General features: G+C 65.8%; 21 protein-coding genes. 13 read left to right on the top strand and 8 right to left on the bottom strand.

The genetic code is table 11. The features are described 5' to 3' along the window. Positions 1 to 37: 37 nt before the first annotated feature. From BCL79_RS00735 to BCL79_RS00695, 9 genes are all read left to right on the top strand, one after another. Positions 38 to 817 carry a flagellar brake protein gene (locus tag BCL79_RS00735; RefSeq protein ID WP_121036719.1) on the top strand — a complete coding sequence of 260 codons (780 nt, stop codon included), beginning with the start codon at positions 38 to 40 and terminating at the stop codon, positions 815 to 817. Positions 818 to 1,032: 215 nt separating this feature from the next. Continuing rightward, entirely contained in the window at positions 1,033 to 1,524 is a 492-nt protein-coding gene (locus BCL79_RS00730) for a chemotaxis protein CheW (RefSeq protein WP_121036718.1), read from the top strand. Between the two features lie 173 nt (positions 1,525 to 1,697). Further along, positions 1,698 to 2,081: a hypothetical protein gene (locus BCL79_RS00725; RefSeq protein ID WP_121036717.1), complete on the top strand. Its 384-nt coding sequence runs from the start codon at positions 1,698 to 1,700 to the stop codon at positions 2,079 to 2,081. Between the two features lie 96 nt (positions 2,082 to 2,177). Further along, positions 2,178 to 4,538 carry a methyl-accepting chemotaxis protein gene (locus BCL79_RS00720; protein WP_121036716.1) on the top strand — a complete coding sequence of 787 codons (2,361 nt, stop codon included), beginning with the start codon at positions 2,178 to 2,180 and terminating at the stop codon, positions 4,536 to 4,538. A gap of 218 nt (positions 4,539 to 4,756) precedes the next feature. Further along, the gene (locus BCL79_RS00715) at positions 4,757 to 7,030 is read left to right on the top strand and encodes a methyl-accepting chemotaxis protein (protein WP_121036715.1); all 2,274 of its coding nucleotides are present in this window, start codon (positions 4,757 to 4,759) and stop codon (positions 7,028 to 7,030) included. Positions 7,031 to 7,083: 53 nt separating this feature from the next. Next, a complete protein-coding gene (locus BCL79_RS00710; RefSeq protein WP_121036714.1) occupies positions 7,084 to 7,944 on the top strand; it encodes a CheR family methyltransferase in 861 nt (286 codons plus the stop codon). Continuing rightward, positions 7,941 to 8,537 carry a chemoreceptor glutamine deamidase CheD gene (cheD, locus tag BCL79_RS00705; protein ID WP_121036713.1) on the top strand — a complete coding sequence of 199 codons (597 nt, stop codon included), beginning with the start codon at positions 7,941 to 7,943 and terminating at the stop codon, positions 8,535 to 8,537. Before BCL79_RS00710 ends, cheD begins: the two co-directional genes overlap by 4 nt. Beyond that, positions 8,534 to 9,604: a protein-glutamate methylesterase/protein-glutamine glutaminase gene (locus tag BCL79_RS00700; protein ID WP_121036712.1), complete on the top strand. Its 1,071-nt coding sequence runs from the start codon at positions 8,534 to 8,536 to the stop codon at positions 9,602 to 9,604. The genes cheD and BCL79_RS00700 overlap by 4 nt, the downstream gene beginning before the upstream one ends. A gap of 105 nt (positions 9,605 to 9,709) precedes the next feature. Continuing rightward, on the top strand, positions 9,710 to 11,008 hold the full coding sequence (locus tag BCL79_RS00695; RefSeq protein ID WP_147433822.1) for a hypothetical protein: 1,299 nt from the start codon (positions 9,710 to 9,712) through the stop codon (positions 11,006 to 11,008). 93 nt (positions 11,009 to 11,101) lie between these two features. Here the strand turns inward: BCL79_RS00695 and acnB are convergent, their stop codons facing one another. The 8 genes from acnB to BCL79_RS00655 all read right to left on the bottom strand — a co-directional run bounded on the left by acnB (position 11,102) and on the right by BCL79_RS00655 (position 19,852). After that, positions 11,102 to 13,687 carry a bifunctional aconitate hydratase 2/2-methylisocitrate dehydratase gene (gene acnB / locus BCL79_RS00690; protein WP_121036710.1) on the bottom strand — a complete coding sequence of 862 codons (2,586 nt, stop codon included), beginning with the start codon at positions 13,685 to 13,687 and terminating at the stop codon, positions 11,102 to 11,104. A 49-nt stretch (positions 13,688 to 13,736) separates the two neighbouring features. Continuing rightward, complete coding sequence (locus BCL79_RS00685; protein ID WP_121036709.1) at positions 13,737 to 14,135, bottom strand: type II toxin-antitoxin system VapC family toxin; 399 nt, start codon at positions 14,133 to 14,135, stop codon at positions 13,737 to 13,739. A 7-nt stretch (positions 14,136 to 14,142) separates the two neighbouring features. Then, positions 14,143 to 14,367 carry an AbrB/MazE/SpoVT family DNA-binding domain-containing protein gene (locus BCL79_RS00680; protein ID WP_121036708.1) on the bottom strand — a complete coding sequence of 75 codons (225 nt, stop codon included), beginning with the start codon at positions 14,365 to 14,367 and terminating at the stop codon, positions 14,143 to 14,145. Between the two features lie 99 nt (positions 14,368 to 14,466). Continuing rightward, a complete protein-coding gene (locus tag BCL79_RS00675) occupies positions 14,467 to 15,879 on the bottom strand; it encodes an OprO/OprP family phosphate-selective porin (RefSeq protein ID WP_121036707.1) in 1,413 nt (470 codons plus the stop codon). A 121-nt stretch (positions 15,880 to 16,000) separates the two neighbouring features. Then, complete coding sequence (locus BCL79_RS00670) at positions 16,001 to 16,777, bottom strand: ABC transporter permease (RefSeq protein ID WP_121036706.1); 777 nt, start codon at positions 16,775 to 16,777, stop codon at positions 16,001 to 16,003. Then, entirely contained in the window at positions 16,761 to 17,594 is an 834-nt protein-coding gene (locus BCL79_RS00665) for an ABC transporter ATP-binding protein (protein WP_121036705.1), read from the bottom strand. Before BCL79_RS00665 ends, BCL79_RS00670 begins: the two co-directional genes overlap by 17 nt. A 19-nt stretch (positions 17,595 to 17,613) precedes the next feature. Continuing rightward, complete coding sequence (locus BCL79_RS00660; protein WP_121041034.1) at positions 17,614 to 18,660, bottom strand: ABC transporter substrate-binding protein; 1,047 nt, start codon at positions 18,658 to 18,660, stop codon at positions 17,614 to 17,616. 85 nt (positions 18,661 to 18,745) lie between these two features. Then, the gene (locus BCL79_RS00655) at positions 18,746 to 19,852 is read right to left on the bottom strand and encodes a 4-oxalomesaconate tautomerase (RefSeq protein ID WP_121036704.1); all 1,107 of its coding nucleotides are present in this window, start codon (positions 19,850 to 19,852) and stop codon (positions 18,746 to 18,748) included. Between the two features lie 108 nt (positions 19,853 to 19,960). Between BCL79_RS00655 and BCL79_RS00650 the strand changes: the two genes are divergently transcribed. The 4 genes from BCL79_RS00650 to BCL79_RS00635 all read left to right on the top strand — a co-directional run bounded on the left by BCL79_RS00650 (position 19,961) and on the right by BCL79_RS00635 (position 26,748). Beyond that, positions 19,961 to 20,863, top strand: coding sequence for a LysR family transcriptional regulator (locus tag BCL79_RS00650; RefSeq protein WP_121036703.1), 903 nt, complete (start codon positions 19,961 to 19,963; stop codon positions 20,861 to 20,863). Between the two features lie 175 nt (positions 20,864 to 21,038). Then, positions 21,039 to 23,795 (top strand): aconitate hydratase AcnA, encoded by a 2,757-nt coding sequence (acnA, locus tag BCL79_RS00645; protein ID WP_121036702.1) that lies wholly within the window; start codon positions 21,039 to 21,041, stop codon positions 23,793 to 23,795. 248 nt (positions 23,796 to 24,043) lie between these two features. Further along, positions 24,044 to 25,720 carry a long-chain fatty acid--CoA ligase gene (locus tag BCL79_RS00640; protein ID WP_121036701.1) on the top strand — a complete coding sequence of 559 codons (1,677 nt, stop codon included), beginning with the start codon at positions 24,044 to 24,046 and terminating at the stop codon, positions 25,718 to 25,720. 158 nt (positions 25,721 to 25,878) lie between these two features. Then, positions 25,879 to 26,748 (top strand): crotonase/enoyl-CoA hydratase family protein, encoded by an 870-nt coding sequence (locus tag BCL79_RS00635; protein ID WP_121036700.1) that lies wholly within the window; start codon positions 25,879 to 25,881, stop codon positions 26,746 to 26,748. Positions 26,749 to 26,771: the final 23 nt, after the last annotated feature.

Raw genomic sequence — 26,771 nt, 5'->3', positions numbered from 1 at the left:
CTACGCATGCCAGCACCCGCCCAACTCAGCAGATTCCATGTCCGAAGGCAGCCTCGACGCACACGACCGATCCCATGCCGCGCACGACGACGGCACGGATGACAGGTACCTGGTCCGCAATCCCCGCCAGATCCGGCAGTTGCTGCAGGCGCTGATCGACCAGCGTTCGTTGATCAACGCCCATCTGGGCGGCCGCGATCAATCCTTCCCCACCGCGGTGCTGGAACTGGACGAAGACGACGATTGGCTGCTGCTGGACGGCAGCCCGTCCGAGCCCGCCAACCGCGCCGCCGAAGACGCCGGCCACCTGCTCTGCTTCGCCCAGCTGGACCGGGTGATGGTGCGCTTCCGCCTGGATGGCCTGGAACGCGTTCGCAACGAAGGGCATGTTGCTTTCCGCGTGCCCTTCCCCGACGAGCTGGTGCACCTGCAGCGCCGCGAACTGTACCGGCTGGAAACGCCGATCACCGATTCGCCCCACCTGCAGTTCCCGATCAACGAAGACCGCAGTGAGATCCTGCAGTTGCGCGTGGTGGACATCAGCGGCGGCGGCCTGGCCGTCACGGTGCCGGTGGACTGCAACGTATTCTCCCTGCAGAAACGCTACGCCGCCCAGCTCGACCTCCCCGACGGCAGCCCGCTGCATGTCTCGCTGATCGTCTGCAACCAGTTGGCGGTCAAGCTGCCCAACGGTGTCGAGATGAAGCGCATCGGCATGCGCTTCGACGACCTCCCGCGCGGTGGCGACAGCGCGATCCAGCGCTACATCTTCCGCATCGACCGGCAGCGCAGTGCGAGGAAGAATGGGGAGAGTTGATGGCTGCCTCAACTGCTCGGCGGTTTGATGCTGCGTGACTGGGTCGGCGCGGGTGGGTTGGCGGGACACGCCCCCACCCACACCAGCCCAGCCGCCGAACGCAGCACCGCCAACGCCGTTGCTCTCGCCAAGCACCCTAAAGTCGCCCCCGGCCAGGCCGATATCCAGCGTGACCCCCGGTTATTCGACCGCCACGCCCGACCCAGGACCCCTCGATGAACGACAAGAATACCAACGCCGCCAGCGACGGCGGCGAATACCTCAGCTTCACCCTCGGCGCCGAGCACTACGGCGTGGACATCCTCAAAGTCCAGGAAATCCGCGGCTACGACTCCGTCACCCGCGTCCCCGATGCCCCGGACTACATCAAAGGCGTCATCAACCTGCGCGGCACCATCGTCCCCGTCATCGACCTGCGCCTCAAGCTGCGCCTGGAAAATGCCACCTACGACGCCTTCACCGTCATGATCGTGCTCAACGTCGAAGACCGCGTCGTCGGCATCGTCGTCGACAGCGTCTCCGACGTCATCCCGCTGGCTGCCGATCAGATCCGCCCGACGCCCGAGTTCGGCGCCGCCGTCGATACCCGCTTCATCTCCGGCATCGGCACCCAGGACGATCGCATGCTGATCCTGCTGGATATCGAAACCCTGCTCGACAGCGCCGACATGGGCCAGGCCCCGGTCATCGACGACGTCGCAGCCTGAGACATACGTCACAGAACAAAGCGCTGTCTGCGCCCGGTACGTACCGTGGCGGCCACTGACGAAAAAACGTGCTTCAGTTCCGCCCGGACCGGCCGATAGCTGGTTTCAGAACCCGGCTGCACTGGATCGCCCATGGCCGGGCCAACTGCCCATATCCCCGGAGAATCTTCCCGATGAAGTCCCTGCTTGCCCTGTTCTCGGTCGCCGTGATCGCCTCTTCCACCTCTACTGCATTCGCCCAGTCCGGTGAAATGATTCCGCCGGAAATGGCCCCGCGCTCGGTCGGCAAGGACGGCATGGTCTGCGGCAAGGTCGAAAAGGCCCGGTACGCCGAAGGCTCTGAAGGCCAGCCGACCTTCCTGTACATGGGCGGCGCTTTCCCGCGCCACACCTTCTCGGCCCGCATCGCCGGCGCCAACCGCGACAAGTTCAGCTTCCCGCTGGAATCGCTGGAAGGCAAGACCGTCTGCGTGATCGGCAAGATCGCCCGCGATGCCTCGCGCGCTGAAATCGAAGTCAGCTCGCCGGCCGGCCTGAAGCTGGCCAACATCAAGTAATTCCCCGTACGCCCTGCCACGCCGGCCCAGGCCGGCGTGGTCGCTGCAACCGGCCCCGACGGCCGGACGCGTTTGCCACTGGAGACCGCACCTGCCATGCCGTGGATCAACAACCTCAAACTGATGCCCAAGTTGATGCTGACTTTCGGCGTCCTCCTGCTGGTAATGCTGCTGCAGGGCATCGTGGCCTATCGTGGCCTGCACTCACTCAACAACGTCACCACCGAACTGGCCGGACCCCGGATGGACAGCATCCGCATGGCCGGCGAGCTACGTGGCATGGTCGGCGAGTACCGCAACTCCGCTTACCAGGGCCTCATCCGCGCCAGCGATGACGTCAAGGCCGAAGCCAAGTCCCGCGCGGCGGAGCTTCGCACCCAGATCGATGCCTCGATCAAAAAATACCCCGCGCTGATCGACAATCCGCAGCAGAAGAAGCTGTTTGACACCTTCGCCAAGGATTGGACGGACTCGCTGGCGTCCTACGACGCCGTCACCGAAATGCTCGAGCTGGACCTGCCCGACGATGCCGTGGACACCTTTGTCGGTGAAACCCGCGCCAAGCATCGCAAGGCCTCGGCCGCGCTCGAAGCGCTGATCGCCGAAGACAACCGCCTCTCGCGCGCCTCCCGCGAAGAAGCCGAATCCACTTATGCCGCCTCGGCCACGCTGACCGTCATCACCCTGCTCGGCGGCGCCGCCCTGGGCCTGGTGCTGGTGTATCTGTTTGCCCGTTCGCTGGTGGGCAGCATGCGCGGCGCCGTCTCGGTCGCCAACGATGTGGCCAGCGGCAAGCTGGACGGCCATATCGATGTCAGCCGCAAGGATGAAGTCGGCGATCTGCTGCAGGCCATGCAGCGCATGCAGCGCGATCTGCGCGAGCGTACCGAAACCGACCAGGCCATCGCCCGCGAGAACCTGCGCATCCGGACTGCGCTGGATTACAGCTCCACTGGCGTCTACCTGACCGATGCGCACCACACCATCGTGTACAGCAACCGCGCCCTGCAGCAGACCCTGAGCCAGTACGAAGCCGACATCCGCAAGGACCTGCCGGACTTCGACGCCGCCGCCTCGCTGATCGGCAAGTCGGCCGCCGCGCTGGAGCACGGCAGCGAAATGGATCCCAAGACCCTGGCCCAGCTGCAGCAGCACGGCGTCAGCCGCCGCCCGATGCAGTTCGGCGAAGCCCAGTTCGCCCAGGTCATCTCCTCGATCGCCAACGAACAGGGTGAGACCGTCGGCCACGTCATCGAATGGCGCGACCGCACTCCGGAAGCCCTGGTGGAAGCCGAAGTGGCGCGCGTGATCGCCCAGGCCGCAGCCGGCGACCTCTCCGGCCGCATCGACAGCGATGGCAAGGAAGGCTTCTTCCTGCAGCTGGCCCAGCAGCTCAACGGCCTGCTGGATGCCAACTCGGCCAGCATCGAACAGGTCTCCAACCTGCTCGCCGCGCTGTCCCAGGGCGACCTGACCGTGCGTATGCACGGCGACTTCCAGGGCGTGTTCGCCAGGATGCGCGACGACGCCAACGCCACCGCCGAGCAGCTCAGCGGCATCGTCACCCGGATCAAGCACTCCAGCCAGCAGATCAACTCGGCCGCCAGCGAGATCGCCACCGGCAACAGTGACCTGTCGCGCCGTACCGAACAGCAGGCCGCCAACCTGGAAGAAACCGCGGCCTCGATGGAGGAACTGACGTCCACCGTGCGCCAGAACGCCGAGCATGCCCGCCAGGCCAATCAGCTCGCCATCGGTGCGCACACCGTGGCCTCGCAGGGCGGTGACGTGGTCGGCCAGGTCGTCACGACCATGAGCGCGATCCAGACCTCGTCCAAGAAGATCGCCGAGATCATCTCGGTCATCGACGGCATCGCCTTCCAGACCAACATCCTCGCGTTGAACGCGGCCGTCGAAGCGGCACGCGCCGGTGAACAGGGGCGCGGCTTCGCGGTCGTGGCCTCCGAAGTACGCACCCTGGCCCAGCGTTCGGCCGGTGCGGCCAAGGAGATCAAGGGCCTGATCGACGACTCCGTCGGCAAGGTCAATGATGGCTCGGCGCTGGTGCAGAAGGCAGGCGCCACCATGGGCGAGATCGTCGCCTCGGTGCAGCGCGTGACCGACATCATGGCCGAGATCTCCGCGGCCTCGCAGGAGCAGTCCGCCGGCATCGAGCAGGTCAACCAGACCGTGGTGCAGATGGATGAGACCACCCAGCAGAACGCCGCGCTGGTGGAAGAAGCCACCGCCGCCGCCCGTGCGATGGAAGAACAGGCCGGCCATCTGACCGATGCGGTGTCGATCTTCAAGCTGGACGAGCATGAGCTCGCACCCGCTCCGGTCGTGGCAGCCCCGCCGCGCGCCGTCCGCGCGCCGCTGGCGCAGGCTGCAGTGCGTCGCCCGGCCTCGCGACCGGTGGCCACCGAACTGGCCGACGGCGACTGGCAGGAGTTCTAAGCCGCCCTGCGGCGTGTTGTGAATGACAGGCCCCGGTGCTTCGGCACCGGGGTTTTTTGTTGGCCGGCTGAATGGCCGATAGGCAACGCACTCAATACTCGCCGGATCCGGCCGATAACAGCATTGCCCGACACGTCGTCGCGGCCAGCCAGGATGGTGATCGCCACCGCGTGCTCCTGGCATCGCCACGTGCTTTTGCCCGCTCAGATGCCCTGCCCATGAATCTATTCCGCCGCTGGAACCCGTATTTCTCCAACCTGTCCGTCAGGCGCAAGCTCAACCTGCTGACCGTGCTGATCGCCCTGGGTGTCATCGCCCTGTCGGTGGTCGCTGCGCGCATGCAGTACCTGGATCTGACCGACACCCGCAAGGACAGCCTGAAGACCCAGGTCGAGCTCACTTACGGCATCCTGGAGCACTACCACCGGCTGGCGGACAGCGGTGAACTGACCGAAGCCGCGGCCAAGCAGGCCGCGCTGACGGCGCTGGAAAGCATGCGTGCCGACGGCGACACCTACTACTTCAACGTGTACGACACGAACTACCGCATGCTCATGCATCCGTTCCGCAAGGAGCTGATCGGGCAGGACATGAAGGACTACCGCACCGATGACGGGGTGCGCGTGTACTACGACCAGATCGGCATGGCCCGCCTCGGCGGCGGCTTCGTCTCCTACCAGTGGGCCAAGCCGGGCACCGAGAAGGTGGTGGAGAAGGTCGCGTATGCCGGCATGTACGCACCATGGAACTGGGTGATCAGCAGCGGCGTCTACATGGACGATGTGCAGCAGCAGGCATTGGTGTTCACCGCCATCATGGCGGCGACCGGCGGCGGCGTGGTGCTGATCGTGCTGGCGCTGAGCTGGCTGATCGGCAACCGCATCACCCTGCCCCTGCGCCAGGCCACCCATGTGGCCGAGAGCATCGCCCGCGGCAAGCTGGACAGCCGCATCGGCGAGCAGGCCCATGACGAACCCGGCCGCCTGCTGGAAAGCATGGCGCGCATGCAGGAACAGCTGCACGCGGTGATCAGCGGCCAGCGCGAGATGGCCAGCCGTCATGACGCCGGCAACACCGGCTACCGCATGGACGAAACCGCCTTCCCCGGCGAGTACGGCCTGATGGTGCACGAGACCAACACCCTGGTCGGCGCGCACGTGCAGACCATGGACGAAGTACTGGCGGTGGTGCAGCATTACGCACAGGGCGACCTCAGCGCGGATATCGCGCGCTACCCGGGGGAGAAGGCCGCCATCACCAGCACCGTCGATGCGGTCAAGCAGAACCTGGGCAGCATCAATGGCGAGATCCAGCGCCTGGCTGCGGCCGCCGCCGCCGGCGATTTCAGCCAGCGGGGCGATACCGCCCGCTTCGATCACGATTTCCGCAGGATGATCGGTCACCTCAACGCGATGATGCAGGTCAGCGATGAGAACCTGGGCAAGCTCTCGCAGTTGTTGTCGGCCATTGCCGAAGGCGATCTGACCGCGCGCATGCACGGCGATTTCCAGGGCGTCTTCGCCACCATGCGTGACGATGCCAACGCCACCGTTGCGCAGCTGACCCAGATCGTCGGCCAGATCCAGGAGGCCGCCGGCAGCATCAACCTGGCCGCCGGTGAAATCGCCACCGGCAACAGCGATCTGTCGCGCCGCACCGAGCAGCAGGCCGCCAACCTGGAAGAGACCGCCGCCTCGATGGAGGAACTCACCTCCACGGTGCGCCAGAACGCCGAACATGCCCGCCAGGCCAACCAGCTGGCAATCGGCGCACACACGGTGGCCTCCCAGGGCGGGAACGTCGTTGGCGAAGTGGTGACCACCATGGCCGCGATCCAGACCTCCTCCAGGAAGATCGCCGAGATCATCTCGGTCATCGACGGCATCGCCTTCCAGACCAATATCCTGGCGCTGAACGCCGCGGTGGAAGCCGCGCGTGCCGGCGAGCAGGGCCGCGGCTTTGCGGTGGTCGCCTCAGAGGTTCGCACGCTTGCCCAGCGCTCGGCCGGCGCGGCCAAGGAGATCAAGGGCCTGATCGACGACTCCGTCGGCAAGGTCGCCGAGGGCTCCCAGCTGGTCAACCAGGCCGGTGCCACCATGGGCGAGATCGTGGCCTCGGTGCAGCGCGTGACCGACATCATGGCCGAGATTTCCGCTGCCTCGCAGGAACAGTCCGCCGGCATCGACCAGGTCAACCAGACCGTGGTGCAGATGGACGAGACCACCCAGCAGAACGCCGCCCTGGTGGAAGAAGCCACTGCCGCCGCCCGCGCGATGGAAGAACAGGCCACCCAGCTGGCCGATGCGGTGGCGATCTTCCGGCTGGACAATCAGGTCGCCCAGGCGGTCAGTGCCGTGACCGCCCGTGCGGTTGCCGAGCTGGCCCCGATGCGCCGCCCCAGCCGCCCGGTACCGCCGGCACCGCCTGCCGCCGCCCCGGTGCGCACCCCGCGCAGCACGCCGGCCGATGACGGCAACTGGCAAGCATTCTGAGTTCCCGCGGCGATCCCGCGATCACCGCACCCCCTTCCCCTGCGAGTCCGCCCGTGTCCACGCCCCCCGCCAACGCCGCTTCACCGAACGCTCGCGAATTCGAGTTCGCCGACCGTGACTTCCGCCGCGTCTGCGAGCTGATCTACCAGCGCGTCGGCATCTCGCTGGCGCCGGCCAAGCGCGACATGGTCTATGGACGGCTGTCGCGGCGGCTGCGTGCGCTCGGCATGCGCAGCTTCAGCGACTACCTGGACCAGCTCGAAGCCCACGGCGGTGACGAATGGCAGGCGTTCACCAACGCGCTGACCACCAACCTCACCGCGTTCTTCCGCGAACCGCACCACTTCGAGAAGCTCACCGAGGAACTGCGCCTTCGCGCCGGCCATGGCACGCTGCAGCTGTGGTCATGCGCGGCTTCGACCGGCGAAGAGCCCTACTCGATGGCCATCACGGCCTGCGAGACCTTCGGCACGCTCAAACCGCCGGTACGCATCCTGGCGACCGACGTGGACACCCAGGTGTTGGCCACCGCCAGCCGCGGCGTGTACGCGATCGACCGCGTCGCCGGGCTGGATCCGGCCCTCCGAAAGCGCTACTTCCAGCGCGGTACCGGGCCCAACGAAGGCCATTGCCGGGTCAATCCGGCCCTGCGTGACCTCATCGACTACCGCCCGCTCAACCTGCTCGCCAACCGTTACGACGTCGGCGGCCCGTTCGATGCCCTGTTCTGCCGCAACGTGATGATCTATTTCGATAAACCGACCCAGCGCGGGATCCTCTCGCGTCTCATCCAGCACATGGGCGATGACGGCCTGCTCTATACCGGCCACTCGGAGAACTACCTGCACGCCGCCGACCTGATCCAGCCCTGCGGCCGCACGCTGTACAAACGCGCGCCGGGAGCACCGGTATGAGTCTGCCGATCCGTAACGACGAGGTGATGCGCTATTTCGACAGCCGCTTCCAGGTGACCGCCGCCAAGCTGCTGCCGACCCAATACCTCGCCGTGGATGACAACACCGCACTGACCACCACGCTGGGCTCCTGCGTGGCCGCCTGCCTGCGCGATCCAGTGCTCAAGATCGGCGGCATGAACCACTTCCTGCTGCCCGAGGGCAACGTCGGTGATGGCGCGCCCGCGCGTTACGGCAGCTACGCGATGGAACTGCTGATCAACGATCTGCTCAAGCGCGGCGCACACCGCAAGCGGCTGGAGGCCAAGGTGTTCGGCGGGGCCAACGTGCTCAAGGGCTTCACCAGCAACCCGGTCGGCACCCGCAACGCCGAGTTCGTGCGCCAGTACCTGCAGGCCGAGCACATTCCAATCATCGCCGAGGACCTGTGCGGCATCCATCCACGCAAGGTGTGGTTCTTCGCCGATACCGGCCGCGTGGTCGTGCAGCGCCTGCCGCACGCGCATGAAGCCGAAGTGGCCGCGACCGAATCTGCGGTGCGCGCCCGCCTGTCCAAGGCCCCGGTCACCGGCGGCGTGGAGCTGTTCGAATGACCCACGGTGTGCCCTGCAAAGTGCTGATCGTCGACGACTCGGCGGTCGTCCGCCAGATGCTGAGCGAGATCCTCGCCAGCGATCCCGGCATCGAGGTCGTCGGCACCGCTGCCGACCCCCTGCTGGCGCGCGAGAAGATCAAGCGCCTGGCGCCGGACGTGATCACCCTGGACGTGGAAATGCCACGGATGGATGGCCTGGCCTTCCTGGAAAACCTGATGCGCCTGCATCCGCTGCCGGTGGTGATGATCTCCTCGCTGACCGAGCGTGGCGCTGACACCACGCTGCAGGCATTGGCCCTGGGCGCGGTGGACTTCGTGTCCAAGCCCAAGCTGGATGTCGCACGTGGCCTGCAGGGCTACGCCGACGAGATCATCGCCAAGGTCAAGATGGCCGCACGCTCGCGCGTGCGCCCGCTGTCCCGGCCCAATCCGCCCCGGATCACCCTGGGTGCCGTGGCGCCGGTGGCGACACCGCGCTCCATCCAGTTCCGCACCACCGACCGCCTGATCGCCATCGGCGCCTCCGCCGGGGGCACCGAAGCCCTGCGCGTGGTGCTGGAAGGCCTGCCTGCCGATGCCCCGGCCGTGGTGATGACCCAGCACCTGCCGGCACAGTTCAGCACCCCGTTCGCCGAGCGCTTGGACCGCCATTCTGCAATGTCCGTGCGCGAAGCCAGCGACGGCGAAGCGGTCCTGCCCGGCCACGCCTACCTGCCGCCCGGTGGCAAGCACCTGCGCGTGATCCGCGACGGCGCCCGCTGGCGCTGCCGGATCGACGACGGCCCGCCGATCAACCGGCACAAGCCGGCGGTGGACGTGTTGTTCCGCTCGGTGGCCGAAAGCGCCGGCGCCAACGCCATCGGCGCGATCCTGACCGGCATGGGCGACGACGGTTCGCGCGGCTTGCTGGATCTTCGCAACGCCGGCGCCCCCACCCTCGTGCAGGATGAAGCCACCAGCGTGGTCTGGGGCATGCCGGGCAGCGCAGTGAGGATCGGCGCGGCCGAGGAAATGGTGCCGCTGGAGCGGATTGCAGAGCGATTGATGGCGTTGGCCCGGGGTTGACCGCTGATCGCGTAGCCGCACGCCTGCATTCTTGTCCGTCACAATGAACATCGCCGGTCCAGGAATGGCCGGCGTTTCTGTTTTTGCCCTTCAAGGAGTTAGATCATGGCATTACGCCTTTCCCCCACAAGCAGGCGCCTGTTGGCCCCTCTTCTGCTCGCCTCGGCAGCCGCGAATGCGGCCCCCGCAAACGACAATGTCGGCGCGGCCACCCTCCCGGAGAATCCTGCCAACTGGGCCGACCGGGTGCGGATCGATAGCGCCCCGGACACCACCTCGTTATGGCGCGGCCAGACCGACCTTGTCCTGCGCATCGTCACGCCAGAGGACAGCAAGAGTCTCAACCAGACCGGCCTGGGAAAGGTGTTCGGCGACAACCGACCCAAGTACTACCTGCGCGACAAGCTGCCCGGTAGCACCATCGACAGCCAACCGAGCCCGGGCATCACGCTGATGCCCGCAATGGCCAACGCAATGGTGGCCAGCTACTTTCGCCATGCTCCCGATGCCTTGCCCTCAGGAGGCAGCACGTTGCGGTTCCTGGTCGGCCAGTGGGCGCTGGTCCACCAAGGCAATCGCCGCGACAATCCGGTATACCGGCTCAACCACCGTACCTCGGTCGAACAGCGATGGGCCGATGGAACGTTGGACGGGGTGACCACCTGCAGCAACAGCGACCGAACCGCCACACTGGACCAATGGCAGGCCAACGACTACGCCATGGTCAAGCTTGCCTCCTCGGAGATTGCGCTGAACTGTGTGGGCCAGCTGGCCAGAAAGATGCCCACGTTCTACCCGCGCCCGCTTGCGACCGAAGACCTGAGTGACTATGCGGGCGGCGTAGTCCCGCCGGCACGAGTACGTATCTTCGGCGCCTCGGGACGCGGCATCACCGTGTATACCGAGGCGACCTGCAGCACTGACTATCGCGGCAAGATCGAGGTCAAGCGGTCCAACGCGCGGGCCATCGGCGGGCTGTTCGGCGGCGCCCCGAAGAACATCGTGATCGGCATCCCCGAGACCAATACGGTGCGCAACATGAAGAGCGTGCTGTTTTCCATGCCCAACTACGAAGAATACGAGGTGGCGGGCGGCAAACCGCTCATTGTCGACGCCCGCATTGAAAACAGTGCCAACTATCACTGCGCGGGCACGCTGTCGGCACAGTTCGTGCCCAGGCCAGGTCAGGACTACGAGGTCGAGATGGATGTGGCCGAAAGCATGTGTCGCCTGCACATCCGCCAGGTGAAGGCCGACGGCAGCCTGTCGCCACAGCAGGTGCGCCCTGCACCGCAGACCTGCAGCAAGTCGGCGGACGAACAGCAGAGCGCGTCAGGCGACGAGACCGGCAGCAGCGGCGCGCCGCCACAGGCTGACCTCTCCGCCACCCAGGTTCTCCCGTAACAAAAACACCCGGCTCGCGCCGGGTGTTTTAGTCTCTCATCCATCGACCAACGGTCGATGGCTACCAAGGCCGGGCAGCGCCCGGCGCCCGGATCAGGCAGCAACCGTACCGGCCACTTCCTGGTAGTCCTCGATCTGGTCGAAGTTCATGTAGCGGTAGATGTCCTTGCTGCTGGCATCCAGCACGCCGATGTCGGCCATGTACTCTTCTTTGGTCGGGATGCGACCCAGACGCGAGCAGATCGCGGCCAGCTCGGCCGAACCCAGGTACACGTTGGAGTTGCGGCCCAGACGGTTCGGGAAGTTGCGCGTCGAGGTCGAGAACACCGTCGCGCCTTCGCGCACCTGCGCCTGGTTGCCCATGCACAGCGAGCAGCCCGGCATTTCCATGCGTGCGCCGGCGGTGCCGAAGGTGCCGTAATGGCCTTCCTTGGTCAGCTCCGAGGCATCCATCTTGGTCGGCGGGGCCACCCACAGCTTGGTCGGGATGTCGCGCTTGCCTTCCAGCAGCTTGGCGGCCGCGCGGAAGTGACCGATGTTGGTCATGCACGAACCGATGAACACTTCGTCGATCGCCGCACCGGCCACGTCGGACAGGGTCTTGACGTCATCCGGATCGTTCGGGCAGGCCACGATCGGCTCGTGGATGTCGGCCAGGTCGATCTCGATGACGGCGGCATACTCGGCGTCGGCATCCGGGGCCAGCAGCTCCGGGTTGGCCAGCCAGGCTTCCATCTTCTCGATGCGGCGCGCCAGCGAACGGGCGTCCTGGTAACCCTCGGCGATCATCCACTTCAGCAGCGTGATGTTGCTGGTGAGGTACTCGATGATCGGCTCCTTGTTCAGGTGCACCGAGCAACCGGCGGCCGAACGTTCGGCCGAGGCATCGGACAGTTCGAACGCCTGCTCGACCTTCAGCTCCGGCAGACCTTCGATTTCCAGGATGCGGCCGGAGAAGATGTTCTTCTTGCCCGCCTTGGCCACGGTCAGCAGACCGGACTTGATCGCGTACAGCGGGATCGCGTTGACCAGGTCACGCAGGGTCACGCCCGGCTGCATCGTGCCCTTGAAGCGGACCAGCACCGATTCGGGCATGTCCAGCGGCATCACGCCGGTGGCAGCGGCGAAGGCGACCAGGCCCGAGCCGGCCGGGAACGAAATGCCCACCGGGAAACGGGTGTGCGAGTCGCCACCGGTGCCGACGGTGTCGGGCAGCAGCATGCGGTTGAGCCAGCTGTGGATCACGCCGTCGCCCGGGCGCAGCGAGATGCCGCCACGGGTGGAGATGAACTCGGGCAGCGTGTGGTGGGTCTTGACGTCCACCGGCTTCGGGTACGCTGCGGTGTGGCAGAACGACTGCATCACCAGGTCGGCCGAGAAGCCCAGGCAGGCCAGGTCCTTCAGCTCGTCACGGGTCATCGGGCCGGTGGTGTCCTGCGAGCCCACCGAGGTCATCTTCGGTTCGCAGTAGGTACCCGGGCGCATGCCTTGGCCTTCCGGCAGGCCACAGGCGCGGCCGACCATCTTCTGCGCCAGCGAGAAGCCCTTGCCGGTATCCGGCGGGTCCATCGGCAGGCGGAACAGATCGGTCGGGGCCAGGCCCAGCGCTTCACGCGCCTTGGCGGTCAGGCCGCGGCCGATGATCAGCGGAATGCGGCCACCGGCGCGCACTTCGTCGAACAGCACGTCGGACTTCACCTTGAACTCGGCAATGACCGCGCCGTCCTTCAGGGCCTTGCCGTCGTACGGGCGCAGCTCGATCACATCGCCCATGTTCATCTGCGACACGTCTAGTTCGATCGGCAGCGCGCCGGCGTCTTCCATCGTGTTGTAGAAGATCGGCGCGATCTTCGAGCCCAGGCACACGCCGCCGAAGCGCTTGTTCGGAATGAACGGAATATCTTCGCCGGTGAACCACAGCACCGAGTTGGTGGCCGACTTGCGGCTGGAACCGGTACCGACCACGTCGCCCACGTAGGCGACCAGGTGGCCCTTGTCCTTCAGCGATTCGATGAATTTGACCGGGCCGCGCTTGCCGTCTTCTTCCGGCTCGATGCCATCACGCTTGTTCTTCAGCATCGCCAAGGCGTGCAGCGGGATGTCTGGGCGGGTGGTGGCGTCCGGGGCCGGCGACAGGTCGTCGGTGTTGGTTTCGCCGGTCACCTTGAGCACGGTGATGGTCAGGCTTTCCGGCACCTGCGGACGGCTGGTGAACCATTCGGCATCGGCCCAGCTCTGCAGCACGCCCTGGGCGTTCGCGTTGCCGGCCTTGGCCTTTTCCTGCACGTCGTGGAACGCATCGAACACCAGCAGGGTGTTCTTCAGCGCATCGGCGGCGATGGCACCCACGGCGCTGTCGTCCAGCAGCTGGACCAGCGGGGCGACGTTGTAACCGCCGAGCATGGTGCCCAGCAGTTCGGTGGCGCGCTCGCGCGTGATCAGCGGATTGACTTCGCTGCCCAGGGCAATCGCGGCCAGGTACGAGGCCTTGACCTTGGCCGCGTCATCGACGCCGGCCGGCACGCGGTGGGTCAGCAGTTCCAGCAGGAACTCGGCTTCGCCGGCGGGCGGGTTCTTCAGCAGCTCGATGACGTCGGCCGTCTGCTGGGCGCTCAGCGGCAGCGGCGGGATGCCAAGCGCGGCGCGCTCGGCTACGTGGTGGCGGTAGGCTTCCAACATGACAACTCCCGGGTGATTCTTTGAAAGAATGCGGTTTAAAAGTATGGGCTCAGGCGTGCGGCACGATCAGCTTCAGGCCCTTGAAGTAGTCGCGGTAAAACGTGTCGTTCCAGGTGATCAGGCCATCGCACTGCAGCAGTGCATGGGCCCCCACCATGAAGTCGTCCAGGCTGCGCCGGCCTTGGCCACGCTGCCGGTGGCGGCGCTGCATCTCGCCGGCGCGCAGGGCGGATTTCGCCTCCAGCGCGTTGAAATGGACCCCCATCTCCTCCAGGGCCTCAAGCACTTCGGCGCCGCCGCGCAGCGAGGCACACAGCTCGGCCAGGGTCGCGCCGCAGACCACCACGCGCCCGCCGACCAGGCTCTGCCGCAGGCAGGCCTCCACGGCATCGGCCTGCGGGCCGTTGCTGAGCAGTTCGATCAGCACCGGCGAATCGACGGCGATCATGGCGGGCTCACTCTTCGTCACGGACAGCCTTCACCGCGGCCTCGGACGATTCGAAGCCATCGAGTGCGAATTTGCCGCGGGCGCGCGAGATCGCATCGTCCACGCTCTTGCGCAGGATGATCCGGCCGCCTTCCAGCTCCACGGTCAACTGGGTGCCCTTGGTCAGCCCCAGGGCATCACGCACGGCCTTGGGCAGCGTGATCTGTCCGCGTTCAGCAACAGTGGCTTCCATGGGTAGGCCCTCTTCGGTATGTACGAATTATACATACCTGCGAGGGCATACCGCCAGCATCCAGGGCGATCGGGGCTCAAGCGCCCCCCTGCCATGCGTTCAGAACACCAGCTGCAGGCGGGTGTTGAAGGTCGTGCCCTCGTCAGGACCGGTGTAAGCGCCACTGCGGTTGTCGGTCCGCCAACGGACCACATCCAGCATCACCCGGCTGTAGTCGTTCAGGTACCAGTTGCCGCCGACCGTCCAGGCCCGGCCGGTACCGCCGGTGGGGAGTTCTGCGTAATCGACATCCTCATAGCGCGCCTTCAGCTCGAAGGCGCCATGCCCGCCTGCGGTGACTGGCTCGGCGACCTTGACCTTGCCCCAGGTGCCGGCCTTGGCCGAGTACGACGGCCGCGCGCCGGAAACGAACCACCCTGCCCCGACCGCCCACGCCGCATGATCCAGATCATAGCGGCCCCGCGCATCCACGCCCCGCAGCGTGCGGGTACCCCATTCGCCGCTGGTCCAGAACGGCCCGAAGAAGCCTGCGGCTTCCAGTCCCCAGGCATTGCTGCGTTCGGCGCCGAGCAGCGTGCCCGGCGCAATCTTGATCTCGTCATTGAAGTGACCACTGATCGCAGATGAGCGCAGCACACCGGAGGCGCCCGCGGATATCTCCTCGTGGAACGCCCAGCCGGCCAGATGCACGGTCGCGTTCCTGCCCAACACTGGATTCCAGTGCACGCGCGTGGCCCAGGTCAGACTGTCATTGTCGCTGCCGCTGTTGTTGAGATCGTTGCCGGCCACCGAAACGCTGGCGTGCCATCCGTTGCCGTACACCCGCTCGGTCAGACCGACACCGAACAGGCCGCGTTGCGGCAGCATCAGTGTGCCGACCACGTTGCGGTCCTGGAACGGCGTGTTGGACGTACTGCTGGAGCCATCCAGACCGCGGTCATTGAGGCGATTGCCGATGGTCAGGTCAGCCGCCTGCCCGAACAGCGTGTGATCCACGCTGGCGTACACGGACTTCCACGCCACCGCGTTGTCGGCGAAATCACCTTCCACCACGTAGCCCAGAACGCCGTGACGGCCCTCCGCGCCCAGGCGCACCGAACGGATTTCGGTGCCCGACAGGTTGCGCGCACCGTATCCGGATCCGGAGGTGCTGGATTGATCCACGAACAAGCGTCCGCGCGGGCGGAATGTGGATTCGCCATCGGCACTGCTGAATTCCGGTGCGCCCTTGGACCAGGATACCTTCGGCGCCTTGGACTGGGCCGTTTCGACGGCGGCGACGCGCTGCTCCAATGCCGGTGCAGCGGCCGGCGCAGCATTGCCCTCCACTGCACGCAACCGGGCTTCAAGCTGCTGGATCTGCAGCGCCTGCCGCTGGACCAGTTGGCTGAGTTCGGCCTGGCTCAGTGGCGCAGGGGCGGTGGAAGTCTGGGCGCCGGCATGGCCGCTGGCCAACAGCAGGCCGAGCGCCACCGACAGCGCTGCGCGGGGCAGCACATGGGACGTATGCATGAGGTCTCTCCGGCCAACCGGCACGCAGCCGGTGCTGGCCTGTTGCAGGGGTGCGGAAAAAACGTGGGAGGTCGCAGCAGCAGCGGCGCCGGCCAGAAAGCCGGCGCCGCCGGGCGATCGGTCAGCTGGTGGCTGACTGCTGGGCGTTCGGGCGCCAGGTGATGAGACGGTTCTCGACCACGTCGAGCAACGCATCGATGACCAGCACGAACGCGGCCAGGATGATGATGCCGGCGAACACGCCGACCGCGTTGAAGTTGCCTTCGGCCTGTGCGATCAGGTAGCCCAGGCCCGCCGAGGCGCCCAGATACTCACCGATGATGGCGCCGACGACGGCAAAGCCTACCGAGGTACGCAACGAGGACAGAATCCAGCTCGCGGCGGCCGGGAAGTACACATGGCGCAGCAGATCGCTGCGGCCTGCACCGAGAATGCGGGCGTTGGCCAGCACGACCGGGTTCACTTCACGCACGCCCTGCATGGCGTTGAAGAAGGTGGTGAAGAACACCAGCGTCACGGCCAGAGCCACCTTGGACCACAACCCCAGGCCGAGCCACAACACGAAGATCGGCGCGAGCACCACGCGCGGGATCGCGTTGAAGCCCTTGATGAACGGATCCAGGATGCGCGCCGAACGACGGCTCAGGCCGAGCCACACACCGCCGGCCACGCCCAGCGCGGTGCCGATCAGATAGCCCAGCGCGGTTTCGGTCAGGGTGATGTAGACGTGCTGGTAGAACGACGTATCAGCCAGCCAGGCATACATCTGCCGGCCGATATCCAGCGGTGCCGGGAAGAAGAACGGGTCGATGATGCCCAGCGTGGTGCCGGCCTGCCAGCCACCGAAGACGGTGACGACCAGCGCGATCTGGATGAAACGGTCAGTCTTGGCGTGCATAGCTCTTCTCCACTTCGCCGCGCAGGCAGGCCCAGATATCGCGGTACAGGTCGGTGAAACGTTCATCCAGCTTGATTTCGGCAACGTTGCGCGGCCGCTCAAGATCGACATCGAAACTGCGCACGACCCGTGCAGCCGGGCCGGAGGACAACACCACCACGCGGTCACCCAGCGCGATCGCCTCTTCCAGGTCATGGGTGATCAGGATCACTGAGCGGCGATCTTCCTGCCACAGCCGCAGCAGCTCGTTCTGCATCAGGTGCCGGGTATGGATGTCCAGGGCCGAGAACGGCTCATCCATCAGGATCACCTTGGGCTCCACGATCAGGGCCTGCGCCATCTGCACGCGCTTGCGCTGGCCGCCGGAGAGCTGGTGCGGGTAGCGGTGCTCGAAACCGGTCAGGCCGACTTTGGCCAGCCAGGCGTTGACCTTCTGCTTGCGTTCGGCGTCGGCAACGCCACGGAAACGCAGGCCGAGCTCAACGTTCTGGTACGCCGTCTTCCACGGCAACAGCGCGTCCTGCTGGAACAGGTAACCAACCGCCTCCTGTACGCCGGCGACCGGCTTGCCATCGATGGCGATCTCGCCGGCCGACGGCTTGAGCAGCCCGGCGACGGAGTTGAGGATGGTGCTCTTGCCGCAGCCGGTTGGCCCCACGATGGCGAGGAACTCGCCATTGCCGACCTGGATGTCGACATCGCGGACGGCGGTGAAGTCGCCGAAGGACATGGTCATGCGGTTGATGCTGACCATGGTCTGCGCAGGCTCCAGCTGCGGCGCGCCATTGAACTGACGCACGGTGGCATTGAGTGCCATGGGGAGTCTCCCTTGTGGGTTACGGTTGGGCCGGCGCCGAGGCGCTGGCACGTTCGACGAAGGCGTTCGTATAGGTCTTGGACAGATCGATCTCGGTCCCGGCAACGTCCTTGTTGAACTCGCGCAGCACCGCCAGCGGAGTTTCCAGATCGGCAGGAACGAAGCGGCCGTCGGTGGTGAAGATGGCGCGGGCGTTTTCCACGGCGCGCGCATAGGTCTTGCGGTCACCGGAGATGTAGGCATCCGGCAACGCGGCGACGATGTCTTCGGCGGTGTTGTCGGCGATGAAGCGCAGTGCCATCTGCTGGGCACGGGCGATCTTGGTCGCCGCTTCCGGACGCTTGTCCAGGAAGCTCTGGTTGGCATACATCACCGAGGTCGGATACAGCCCGCCGTACACCTGACGCGCGCCCTCATCACTGCGTGCATCGATGATGATGCGCCCGACCTTGCGCTCGGTGATCAGCGTCGCTGCCGGGTCATAGTTCACCAGCAGATCGATCTTGCCCTGCTCCAGTGCGGCCACCGCGGCGGCACCCGAGCCGACCCCGATCAGCGCAATGCTGTCCACCGGGATGTCGTGCTGGGCAAGAAAATGGCGCACGAAGAAATCCGATGAAGAGCCCGGTGCGGTGATGCCCACCTTCTGGCCCTTGATCGTCTCCGGCCGCGCCGGGTCGAAGCTGCCGTCCTCGCGCCCGGCCATCACCAGGCCCGAGTTGCGTGACAGCAGGACGAAGCCGACCACCTCTTTGTGCTTGGCCTGCATCTGGATGGTGTGATCGTAGAAGCCCACCGCCACATCGGTGGAATTGGCCACCAGGGCCTGTAGAACCTTCGAGCCGCCCTGGGCGAAATTCTCCGTCTGCACCTTCAACCCGACCTGGTCGAAATAGCCGTTCGCATCGGCGATAAAAAACGGCAGGTTGTTGAGGTTGTAGGAGCCGACGCTGATGCGGACCGGCGCGTTGTCCGCACCGGCGGCGCCTTCGGCGTCACCTTTACCGCACGCGGCGAGCGCCAGCGTTGCCGCGACCAGCGCGGCCTTGAACATCTGCTTGTACATCATCCCTCCCAGGATTGTGGTGCGTTGTTGCTTTCAGGGGTCCGGAGGGCACACCAGCACGGCGCCCCCTCCCGACGAAGTCAGGTCATGCCGCGGACGTCCATTGGGCGGCGTCGGTCGCCAGAGACGAGGTGGCGAACACGCGACCCTCGAACAGGCGACGGGCGGTGCGCACCACGCTGGCCACGACCGGCGCGTGCTCCGAGCTGCGGCTCAAGCCCACCTCCAGGGCACCGCTCGGATGTTCGAGGGTAATCCCCACAGGCAGGTCCACACACCCGACGAAAGTGTTGGCCAAGGTGCCTTCGGTGGCGGCCGCCGTGGCAATGCCGACGCCGCCGGTGATCGCCAGTGCCGTATGGCAATGGTGGGGCATGAAGTAGCGCACCTGCAGGTCGCCGCCGTGTTCAGGGGCCGACAACAGCACCGGCTTGGGAATCACTTTGTCCCCGGCATCGGCAATGCCCATGCGTGCACCGGCCTCGATGCGGATCGCTTCGATCCGCGCCAGCAATGCGCCATTCGTATTCAGTTCGGCCGGGCTCTCGCCGCCACGCAGGTCCAGATCGCACGCCCGCATCAGCACCATCGGCATCGCGCAATCGATCAGGCTTACCGTCACCCCGTGGATCTGTTCCTGCGCATTGCCGGTCGGCAGCAGGCGACCGGTGCGTGCGCCCGCCGCATCCAGGAACGACAACCGGACCGGTGCTGCACTACCGGGCGCACCGGCGATGCGCGTGTCACCGCGGTACACCACCTGGCCGCCCGGCGTTTCCACCGTGGCCAGGATGATCTTGCCGGTATTGACGTTGTGGATGCGCACCTCGGTGCGCGGATGGCGCGCAGCCACCAGGCCCTTCTCGATCGCATACGGACCTACGGCCGCCAGCATGTTGCCGCAGTTGGGCGAGGTATCCACCACACGCTGCTCGACCTTGACCTGGGCGAACAGATAGTCGACATCGGCGTCCGGCCGGCTGGCGCGATCAATGATCGCCACCTTGCTGGTCAGGGCGTTGCCGCCACCGATGCCATCGATCTGAAGCGGATGACCCGAACCCATGACCTCCAGCAGCAGGCGATCGCGGCGGGCGGTATCGGCAGGCAGGTCCGAGGCGAGGAAGAACGGCCCCTTGGAGGTGCCGCCGCGCATCAGAACGCAGGGAATGCTGGTGAGATCGTTGGACATACGTGTGCTAGATTGATGCGCCTATCAGATCAATGAACTTCTGTGATCCGATACTGGCATGAGCATAATTAATCTGTGAATTGCTCTTTTTTGGATGATTGATACCCCATGAGCATCAATTGCGAAATCCTGGATCTCCGCGCCTTTCTGCTGATCGCCGAGACGCGCAGTTTCCATCGCGCGGCCGAAGCGCTGCACGTGTCCCAGCCTGCGCTCAGCCGCCGCATCCAGAAGCTCGAACAGGCCGTCGGGGCGCCGCTGCTGGAGCGCACCACGCGCAGCGTCTCCACCACGGCCGTCGGCGAGAACCTGCTGCCGCTGGTGCGGCGCATGCTGGAAGAATTCGACGGCTCGCTGTTCTCGGTGCGGGGCCAGGACGACACCCGCGGTGCCCAGGTCACCATCGCCTGCCTGCCCACGGCCGCGTTCTACTTCCTGCCCAGTGTGATGGCCCGCTTCCACGAGGCCTTCCCGAACGTGCGCTTCCGCATCCTGGACATCCCGGCCACTGAAGGCCTGCAGGCGGTCGAACGTGGCGAGGTCGAGTTCGGCATCAACTTCATGGGTGCCAACGATCCCAATCTGGATTTCGACGTCCTGGCAGAAGACCCGTTCGTGCTCGCCTGCCGCCGCGACCACCCGCTGGCGAAAAAGAAGAAGGTTGAATGGGCCGACCTCGCCCGCCATCAGCTGATCACGGTGCACCGCACCAGCGGCAACCGGACGCTGCTCGATGGCGCGCTGGCGCGCGAGAACCTCAAGCTCAGCTGGCATTACGAAGTGACCCACCTGTCCACCTCGCTGGGCATGGTCGAGGCCGGCATCGGCGTGTCGGTGTTGCCGAAGATGGCGACCCCGGATGGCGAGCACCCGACCTTGGTCACCCGACCGATCGGCAACCCGGTGGTCTCGCGCACCATCGGCATCGTGCGCCGCCGCGGCGCCCTGCTCTCGCCCAGCGCCGAGCGCTTCCTGCAGATGCTGATGAGCCAGTGGCGCGGCCAGCCGTGACATCGGCACTACACATGCCCGTGTAACCTTGCGTCCTGAGCCCAAGGGCTGGCACGCCCCCGCCGCTGTCGCATACTGCGAGGGATCGGCGGGCGCAGCGAGCCCGACGGCAGCCGCAAGCAGGCGCGCGTTCCGGCGCAGCCGCTGCAAGCCATCAGCAAAGGAGTCATCTGCAATGAGCGATTCGTTCTCCACCCGCAGCCAGCTGGACGTCGGCGGCACCACCTACGACTACTTCAGCCTGCCCAAGCTCGGACAGACGTTCGACATCTCCCACCTGCCCTACTCGATGAAGATCCTGCTGGAGAATCTGCTCCGGCATGAGGATGGTGGCGTCACCGTCGGCAAGGACCACATCCAGGCCGTGGCCCAGTGGGACCCCAAGGCCGAGCCCGACATCGAGATCGCCTTCATGCCGGCCCGCGTGGTGCTGCAGGATTTCACCGGTGTGCCCTGCGTGGTCGATCTGGCCGCGATGCGCGATGCGGTGGTCAAGCTCGGCGGTCGGCCGGAGCAGATCAATCCGCAGATTCCCTCCGAGCTGGTGATCGATCACTCGGTGCAGGTCGATGTGTTCGGTACGCCCGACGCGCTGGACCTCAACGGCAAGATCGAATTCCAGCGTAATCAGGAACGCTATGGCTTCCTGCGCTGGGGCCAGAAGGCCTTCGACAACTTCAAGGTGGTGCCGCCCAACACCGGCATCGTCCACCAGGTGAATCTGGAAAACCTGGCCCGCGTCGTCATGACCGCGGACAAGAATGGCAAGGCGGTGGCGTACCCGGACACCGTGTTCGGGACCGACAGCCACACCACGATGATCAATGGCATCGGCGTGCTCGGCTGGGGCGTGGGCGGTATCGAAGCCGAGGCCGCCATGCTCGGCCAGCCGTCGTCGATGCTGATCCCGCAGGTGGTCGGCTTCAAGCTGACCGGCCGCATGCCCGAAGGCGCCACCGCCACCGATCTGGTGCTGACCGTCACCCAGATGCTGCGCAAGCACGGCGTGGTCGGCAAGTTCGTGGAGTTCTTCGGTGAGGGCCTGCAGCATCTGCCGCTGGCTGACCGTGCCACGATCGGCAACATGGCGCCGGAGTACGGCGCGACCTGCGGCATCTTCCCGATCGATGAGGAATCACTGACCTACCTGCGCCTGTCCGGCCGCAGCGAAGCGCAGATCGATCTCGTCGAAGCCTATGCCAAGGCCCAGGGCCTGTGGCACGACGCCAACACCGCGCACGCCAGCTACAGCGCCACGCTGGAACTGGACATGGGTCAGGTCAAGCCGTCGCTGGCCGGCCCTAAGCGCCCGCAGGACCGCGTGCTGCTGGAAGACGTCAAGCAGAACTACCGCGAGAACCTGGTCGGCCTGACCACCAACCGCGACAAGCGCAATGACGACGTCTCCAAGTTCGTCAACGAAGGCGGCGGTGCGGCGGTCGGCAACGAACAGCTGGCCAAGGGCTACAGCGATGTCGAGCTGGATGGTCACAGATTCCGCCTGAAAGATGGCGCGGTGGTGATCGCCGCGATCACCTCGTGCACCAATACCTCCAACCCGGCGGTGATGATCGGTGCCGGCCTGCTCGCCCGCAACGCTGCGGCCAAGGGCCTGGACCGCAAGCCGTGGGTCAAGACCTCGCTCGGCCCGGGCTCGCGCGTGGTCACCGATTACCTGGAAAAAGCCGGTGTGCTCGCCGAGCTGGAGAAGATCGGTTTCTATGTGGTCGGCTATGGTTGCACCACCTGCATCGGCAACTCCGGCCCGCTGCCGACCGAAGTCAGCGCGGGCATCGCTGCTGGTGACCTGGTGGTGGCATCGGTGTTGTCGGGCAACCGCAACTTCGAAGGCCGCGTGCACCCGGAAGTCAAAATGAACTACCTGGCCAGCCCGCCGCTGGTCGTCGCCTACGCCATCGCCGGCACCACCGATATCGACCTGACCACCGAGCCGCTGGGCACGGGCAGTGATGGGCAGCCGGTGTACCTACGCGATATCTGGCCCAGCAACAAGGAAATCGGCGACGTGATCGCCGCGACCATCGGGCCGGAGATGTTCAAGAAGAACTATGCCGACGTATTCAAGGGCGACACCCGCTGGAACACCATCAAGTCGCCCGATGGCGATCTGTATGAGTGGGATGGCACCTCGACCTACATCAAGAACCCGCCCTACTTCGACGGCATGACCATGGACGTCGGCCACATCGACGACGTGCACGGCGCGCGTGTGATGGGCCTGTTCGGCGACTCGATCACCACCGATCACATCTCCCCGGCCGGCAACATCAAAAAGGATTCCCCGGCGGGCCGCTTCCTGCAGGAGCGTGGCGTGCAGCCGGCCGACTTCAACAGCTATGGCAGCCGTCGCGGCAACGATGACGTCATGGTGCGCGGCACCTTCGCCAACATCCGGATCAAGAACCTGATGTTCGGCGGCGAAGAAGGCGGCAACACGCTGTACTTCCCGAAGGACGGCGGCGAACCGCAGAAGCTGGCAATCTATGATGCGGCCGTCAAGTACAAGGCCGAGGGCGTCCCGCTGGTGGTGTTCGCCGGCAAGGAATACGGCACCGGTTCCTCCCGCGACTGGGCAGCCAAGGGCACCAACCTGCTGGGCGTCAAGGCGGTGATCGCCGAGAGCTTCGAGCGCATCCACCGCTCCAACCTGGTCGGCATGGGCGTGCTGCCGCTGCAGTTCAAGAACGGCGACAACGCACAGAGCCTGGGCCTGGACGGTTCGGAAGTGGTGGACATCACCGGCCTGGAGGATGGCGCCAGCAAGTCGGCCACCCTCACCGCGACCCGCGCCGATGGCACCAGGAAGACCTTCCAGGCGCATGTGATGCTGCTGACCCCGAAGGAAGTGGAGTACTTCAAGCACGGCGGCCTGCTGCAGTACGTGCTGCGCCAGCTGGCGGGCAAGAAGTAAGCCAGCCGCCGCGCGCTCGGCGGCACCGGGTCACACCGCCAACGGTCGTGATCCCCACGGTAGCCCACGACCGTTGGTCGTGGGCATCGACCTGGCATGTCGCAAACAGCGCGCCCGGGAACCCTCTCCGCCGCCTTTCTTCACCGGCCCTTCGCGTTTCCCATTCGGGACGGTATGCTGCCGAGGCATGAAACGACGGATACTCTCCGTCATCGCGTTACATCATCCACGTTTCCTGGAGGGGGAATATGAGTCTGGAACGACCCTGGCTGCAGAGTTATCCCAAAGGCGTACCCGCCGAGATCGACGTCAACGAGTTCCATTCGGTGTCGGCCGTCTTCGACACCTCGGTGGCCAAGTTCCGCGACCGCCCCGCCTACTCCAGTTTCGGCAAGGTTCTGACCTACGGGGAAACGGACGCACTGGTCGAACAGTTCGCCGCCTACCTGCTCGGTGAGCTGCAGCTCAAGAAGGGCGACCGCGTTGCCCTGATGATGCCCAACTGCCTGCAGTACCCGATCGCGACCTTCGGCGTGCTGCGTGCCGGCCTGACCGTGGTCAACGTCAACCCGCTGTACACCGCCCGCGAGCTCAAGCACCAGCTGGTGGATTCCGGCGCGGCCGTGCTGGTGGTGGTCGACAACTTCTGCGACACCGTGCAGCAGGTCATCGCTGATACCCCGATCAAGCAGGTGGTGACCACCGGCCTGGGCGACATGCTCGGCGCCAAGGGCATCGTGGTGAACTTCGTGCTGAAGTACATCAAGAAGATGGTGCCCAACTACAGCCTGCGCGGTGCGATCCGCTTCAACCAGGCGCTCAAGCTGGGCAGCCGCCACACCCTGCCCAAGGTCGAGATCGATCACGACGACGTCGCCTTCCTGCAGTACACCGGCGGCACCACCGGCGTGGCCAAGGGTGCGATGCTGACCAACCGCAACCTGGTCGCCAACATGCAGCAGGCTTCGGCCTGGATTTCCGCCTCGGGGATCGAGATGGGCAAGGAGGTGATCATCACCGCCCTGCCGCTGTACCACATCTTCGCGTTGACGGCGAACGGCCTGGTCTTCATGAAGTTCGGTGGCTGCAACTACCTGATCACCAACCCGCGCGACATGAAGGGCTTCGTCAAGGAGCTCAAGGCGACCCGCTTCACCGCGATCACCGGCGTCAACACGCTGTTCAACGGCCTGCTCAACACGCCCGGCTTCGACGAGATCGATTTCTCCTCGCTGAAGGTCACCCTGGGGGGCGGCATGGCGGTGCAGCGCGCCGTCGCCGAGCGCTGGAAGAAGGTCACCGGCGTGACCCTGGTCGAGGCCTACGGCCTGACCGAGACCTCGCCGGCCGCCTGCATCAATCCGCTCAGCCTGGCCGAGTACAACGGCGCGATCGGCCTGCCGATCCCGTCCACCGATGCCTGCGTGAAGGATGACGCCGGCAAGACGCTGGCCGCCGGCGAAGTCGGCGAGCTGTGCATCAAGGGCCCGCAGGTGATGAAGGGCTACTGGCAGCGCCCGGAGGACACCGCGCAGGCGGTCGATGCCGAGGGCTGGCTGCACACCGGCGACATGGCGCGCATGGATGAGCAGGGCTTCTTCTACATCGTGGATCGCAAGAAGGACATGATCCTGGTGTCCGGCTTCAACGTGTATCCCAACGAGGTTGAAGACGTCATCGCGATGATGCCCGGCGTGCTCGAAGTCGCCGCGGTCGGCGTGCCCGACGAGAAATCCGGCGAAGTGGTCAAGGTGGTCATCGTCAAGAAGGACCCCAACCTCACCGCGGAAATGGTCAAGGAGCATGCGCGTGCCAACCTGACCGGTTACAAGCATCCGCGCATCGTGGAGTTCCGCAAGGAGCTGCCGAAGACCAACGTCGGCAAGATCCTGCGCCGCGAGCTGCGCGATACGCCCGCGCCGTAACGGTTCCCCAACGGCTGCATCTTCACAGGGCCCCTGCCGGCAACGGCGGGGGCCTTTTGCATTGCGTGAGATGCCGGGGGTGTAGGATCGCGGCGTGTGGACCCGTCAGGCCCGCCGCCCACCGTCCTCCCAGCGGGCCAGCCTCCGAGGAAATCGCCATGAGCACCATTGAAAAGCTGCCCGTCAACCACCGCTACGCCACCATCCGCACCGACACCACGGGCAACGACGATGCCCATTGGCTGTACATGCACGCCGATGCCGCCAGCGGCATCCGCCCGTGCTGCCGGAAGGACATGCTCGATGAAATGTGGAATTTCATGAGCGCCATCACCCGCACACCGGCCGAGCGCAACAGCGGCAAGCTGCGCCATTTCGTGCTCGCCTCCGATGCGAATGCCTACAACCTGGGCGGCGATCTGGATCTGTTCACCCGCCTGATCCGCGAGGGCAACCGCGACCGCCTGCTGACCTACGCACAGCGCTGCGTGGAAGGCGTGCACCACCTGCACACCGGCTTCGGTGGCGACGTGCGCTCGATCGCGCTGATCCAGGGCGACGCGCTCGGCGGCGGCCTGGAGATGGCGCTGGCCTGCCACACCATCGTGGCCGAGGAAGGCTGCGGCATGGGCCTGCCGGAAGTGCTGTTCGGCCTGTTCCCGGGCATGGGCGCGTACTCGTTCCTGTGCAAGCGCGTGGCCCCCCAACTGGCCGAGAAGATCATCCTGGACGGCCGCGTGTATTCCTCCGAAGAGATGCACGCCATGGGCGTGGTCGACGTGCTGGTGCCGAAGGGCCAGGGGGTCAAGGCGGTCGAGGATCTGATCCGCCAGCATCAGCGCATTCCGCACTCGTACCTGGCGATGAATGCCGCGCGCAACCTGGCCCAGGCCGTGCGCTACGACGAACTGCTGGAGATCACCAAAGTGTGGGTCGATTCGGCGCTGGCGCTGGGCGACAAGTCGCTGCGCACCATGGACCGCCTGATCAAGGCCCAGACCCGCCGCGCCACCCTCGACGTCGCCTGAGTCCTCCCCTCCCCTGTGTTGTT

Source organism: Stenotrophomonas rhizophila (genome assembly GCF_003651185.1).
Classification (GTDB): Bacteria; Pseudomonadota; Gammaproteobacteria; order Xanthomonadales; family Xanthomonadaceae; genus Stenotrophomonas; species Stenotrophomonas maltophilia_Z.
Note: the sequence above shows the minus strand (reverse complement) of the source record. Positions and strands in the feature narration are given on the sequence as shown.

Excerpts from the sequence above, each read along its gene's own strand:
- BCL79_RS00735 (WP_121036719.1), top strand. The coding sequence starts at position 38 with ATGTCCGAAGGCAGCCTCGACGCACACGACCGATCCCATGCCGCGCAC.
- BCL79_RS00730 (WP_121036718.1), top strand. The coding sequence starts at position 1,033 with ATGAACGACAAGAATACCAACGCCGCCAGCGACGGCGGCGAATACCTC.
- BCL79_RS00725 (WP_121036717.1), top strand. The coding sequence starts at position 1,698 with ATGAAGTCCCTGCTTGCCCTGTTCTCGGTCGCCGTGATCGCCTCTTCC.
- BCL79_RS00720 (WP_121036716.1), top strand. The coding sequence starts at position 2,178 with ATGCCGTGGATCAACAACCTCAAACTGATGCCCAAGTTGATGCTGACT.
- BCL79_RS00715 (WP_121036715.1), top strand. The coding sequence starts at position 4,757 with ATGAATCTATTCCGCCGCTGGAACCCGTATTTCTCCAACCTGTCCGTC.
- cheD (WP_121036713.1), top strand. The coding sequence starts at position 7,941 with ATGAGTCTGCCGATCCGTAACGACGAGGTGATGCGCTATTTCGACAGC.
- BCL79_RS00700 (WP_121036712.1), top strand. The coding sequence starts at position 8,534 with ATGACCCACGGTGTGCCCTGCAAAGTGCTGATCGTCGACGACTCGGCG.
- BCL79_RS00695 (WP_147433822.1), top strand. The coding sequence starts at position 9,710 with ATGGCATTACGCCTTTCCCCCACAAGCAGGCGCCTGTTGGCCCCTCTT.
- acnB (WP_121036710.1), bottom strand. The coding sequence starts at position 13,687 with ATGTTGGAAGCCTACCGCCACCACGTAGCCGAGCGCGCCGCGCTTGGC.
- BCL79_RS00685 (WP_121036709.1), bottom strand. The coding sequence starts at position 14,135 with ATGATCGCCGTCGATTCGCCGGTGCTGATCGAACTGCTCAGCAACGGC.
- BCL79_RS00680 (WP_121036708.1), bottom strand. The coding sequence starts at position 14,367 with ATGGAAGCCACTGTTGCTGAACGCGGACAGATCACGCTGCCCAAGGCC.
- BCL79_RS00675 (WP_121036707.1), bottom strand. The coding sequence starts at position 15,879 with ATGCATACGTCCCATGTGCTGCCCCGCGCAGCGCTGTCGGTGGCGCTC.
- BCL79_RS00670 (WP_121036706.1), bottom strand. The coding sequence starts at position 16,777 with ATGCACGCCAAGACTGACCGTTTCATCCAGATCGCGCTGGTCGTCACC.
- BCL79_RS00665 (WP_121036705.1), bottom strand. The coding sequence starts at position 17,594 with ATGGCACTCAATGCCACCGTGCGTCAGTTCAATGGCGCGCCGCAGCTG.
- BCL79_RS00660 (WP_121041034.1), bottom strand. The coding sequence starts at position 18,660 with ATGTACAAGCAGATGTTCAAGGCCGCGCTGGTCGCGGCAACGCTGGCG.
- BCL79_RS00655 (WP_121036704.1), bottom strand. The coding sequence starts at position 19,852 with ATGTCCAACGATCTCACCAGCATTCCCTGCGTTCTGATGCGCGGCGGC.
- BCL79_RS00650 (WP_121036703.1), top strand. The coding sequence starts at position 19,961 with ATGAGCATCAATTGCGAAATCCTGGATCTCCGCGCCTTTCTGCTGATC.
- acnA (WP_121036702.1), top strand. The coding sequence starts at position 21,039 with ATGAGCGATTCGTTCTCCACCCGCAGCCAGCTGGACGTCGGCGGCACC.
- BCL79_RS00640 (WP_121036701.1), top strand. The coding sequence starts at position 24,044 with ATGAGTCTGGAACGACCCTGGCTGCAGAGTTATCCCAAAGGCGTACCC.
- BCL79_RS00635 (WP_121036700.1), top strand. The coding sequence starts at position 25,879 with ATGAGCACCATTGAAAAGCTGCCCGTCAACCACCGCTACGCCACCATC.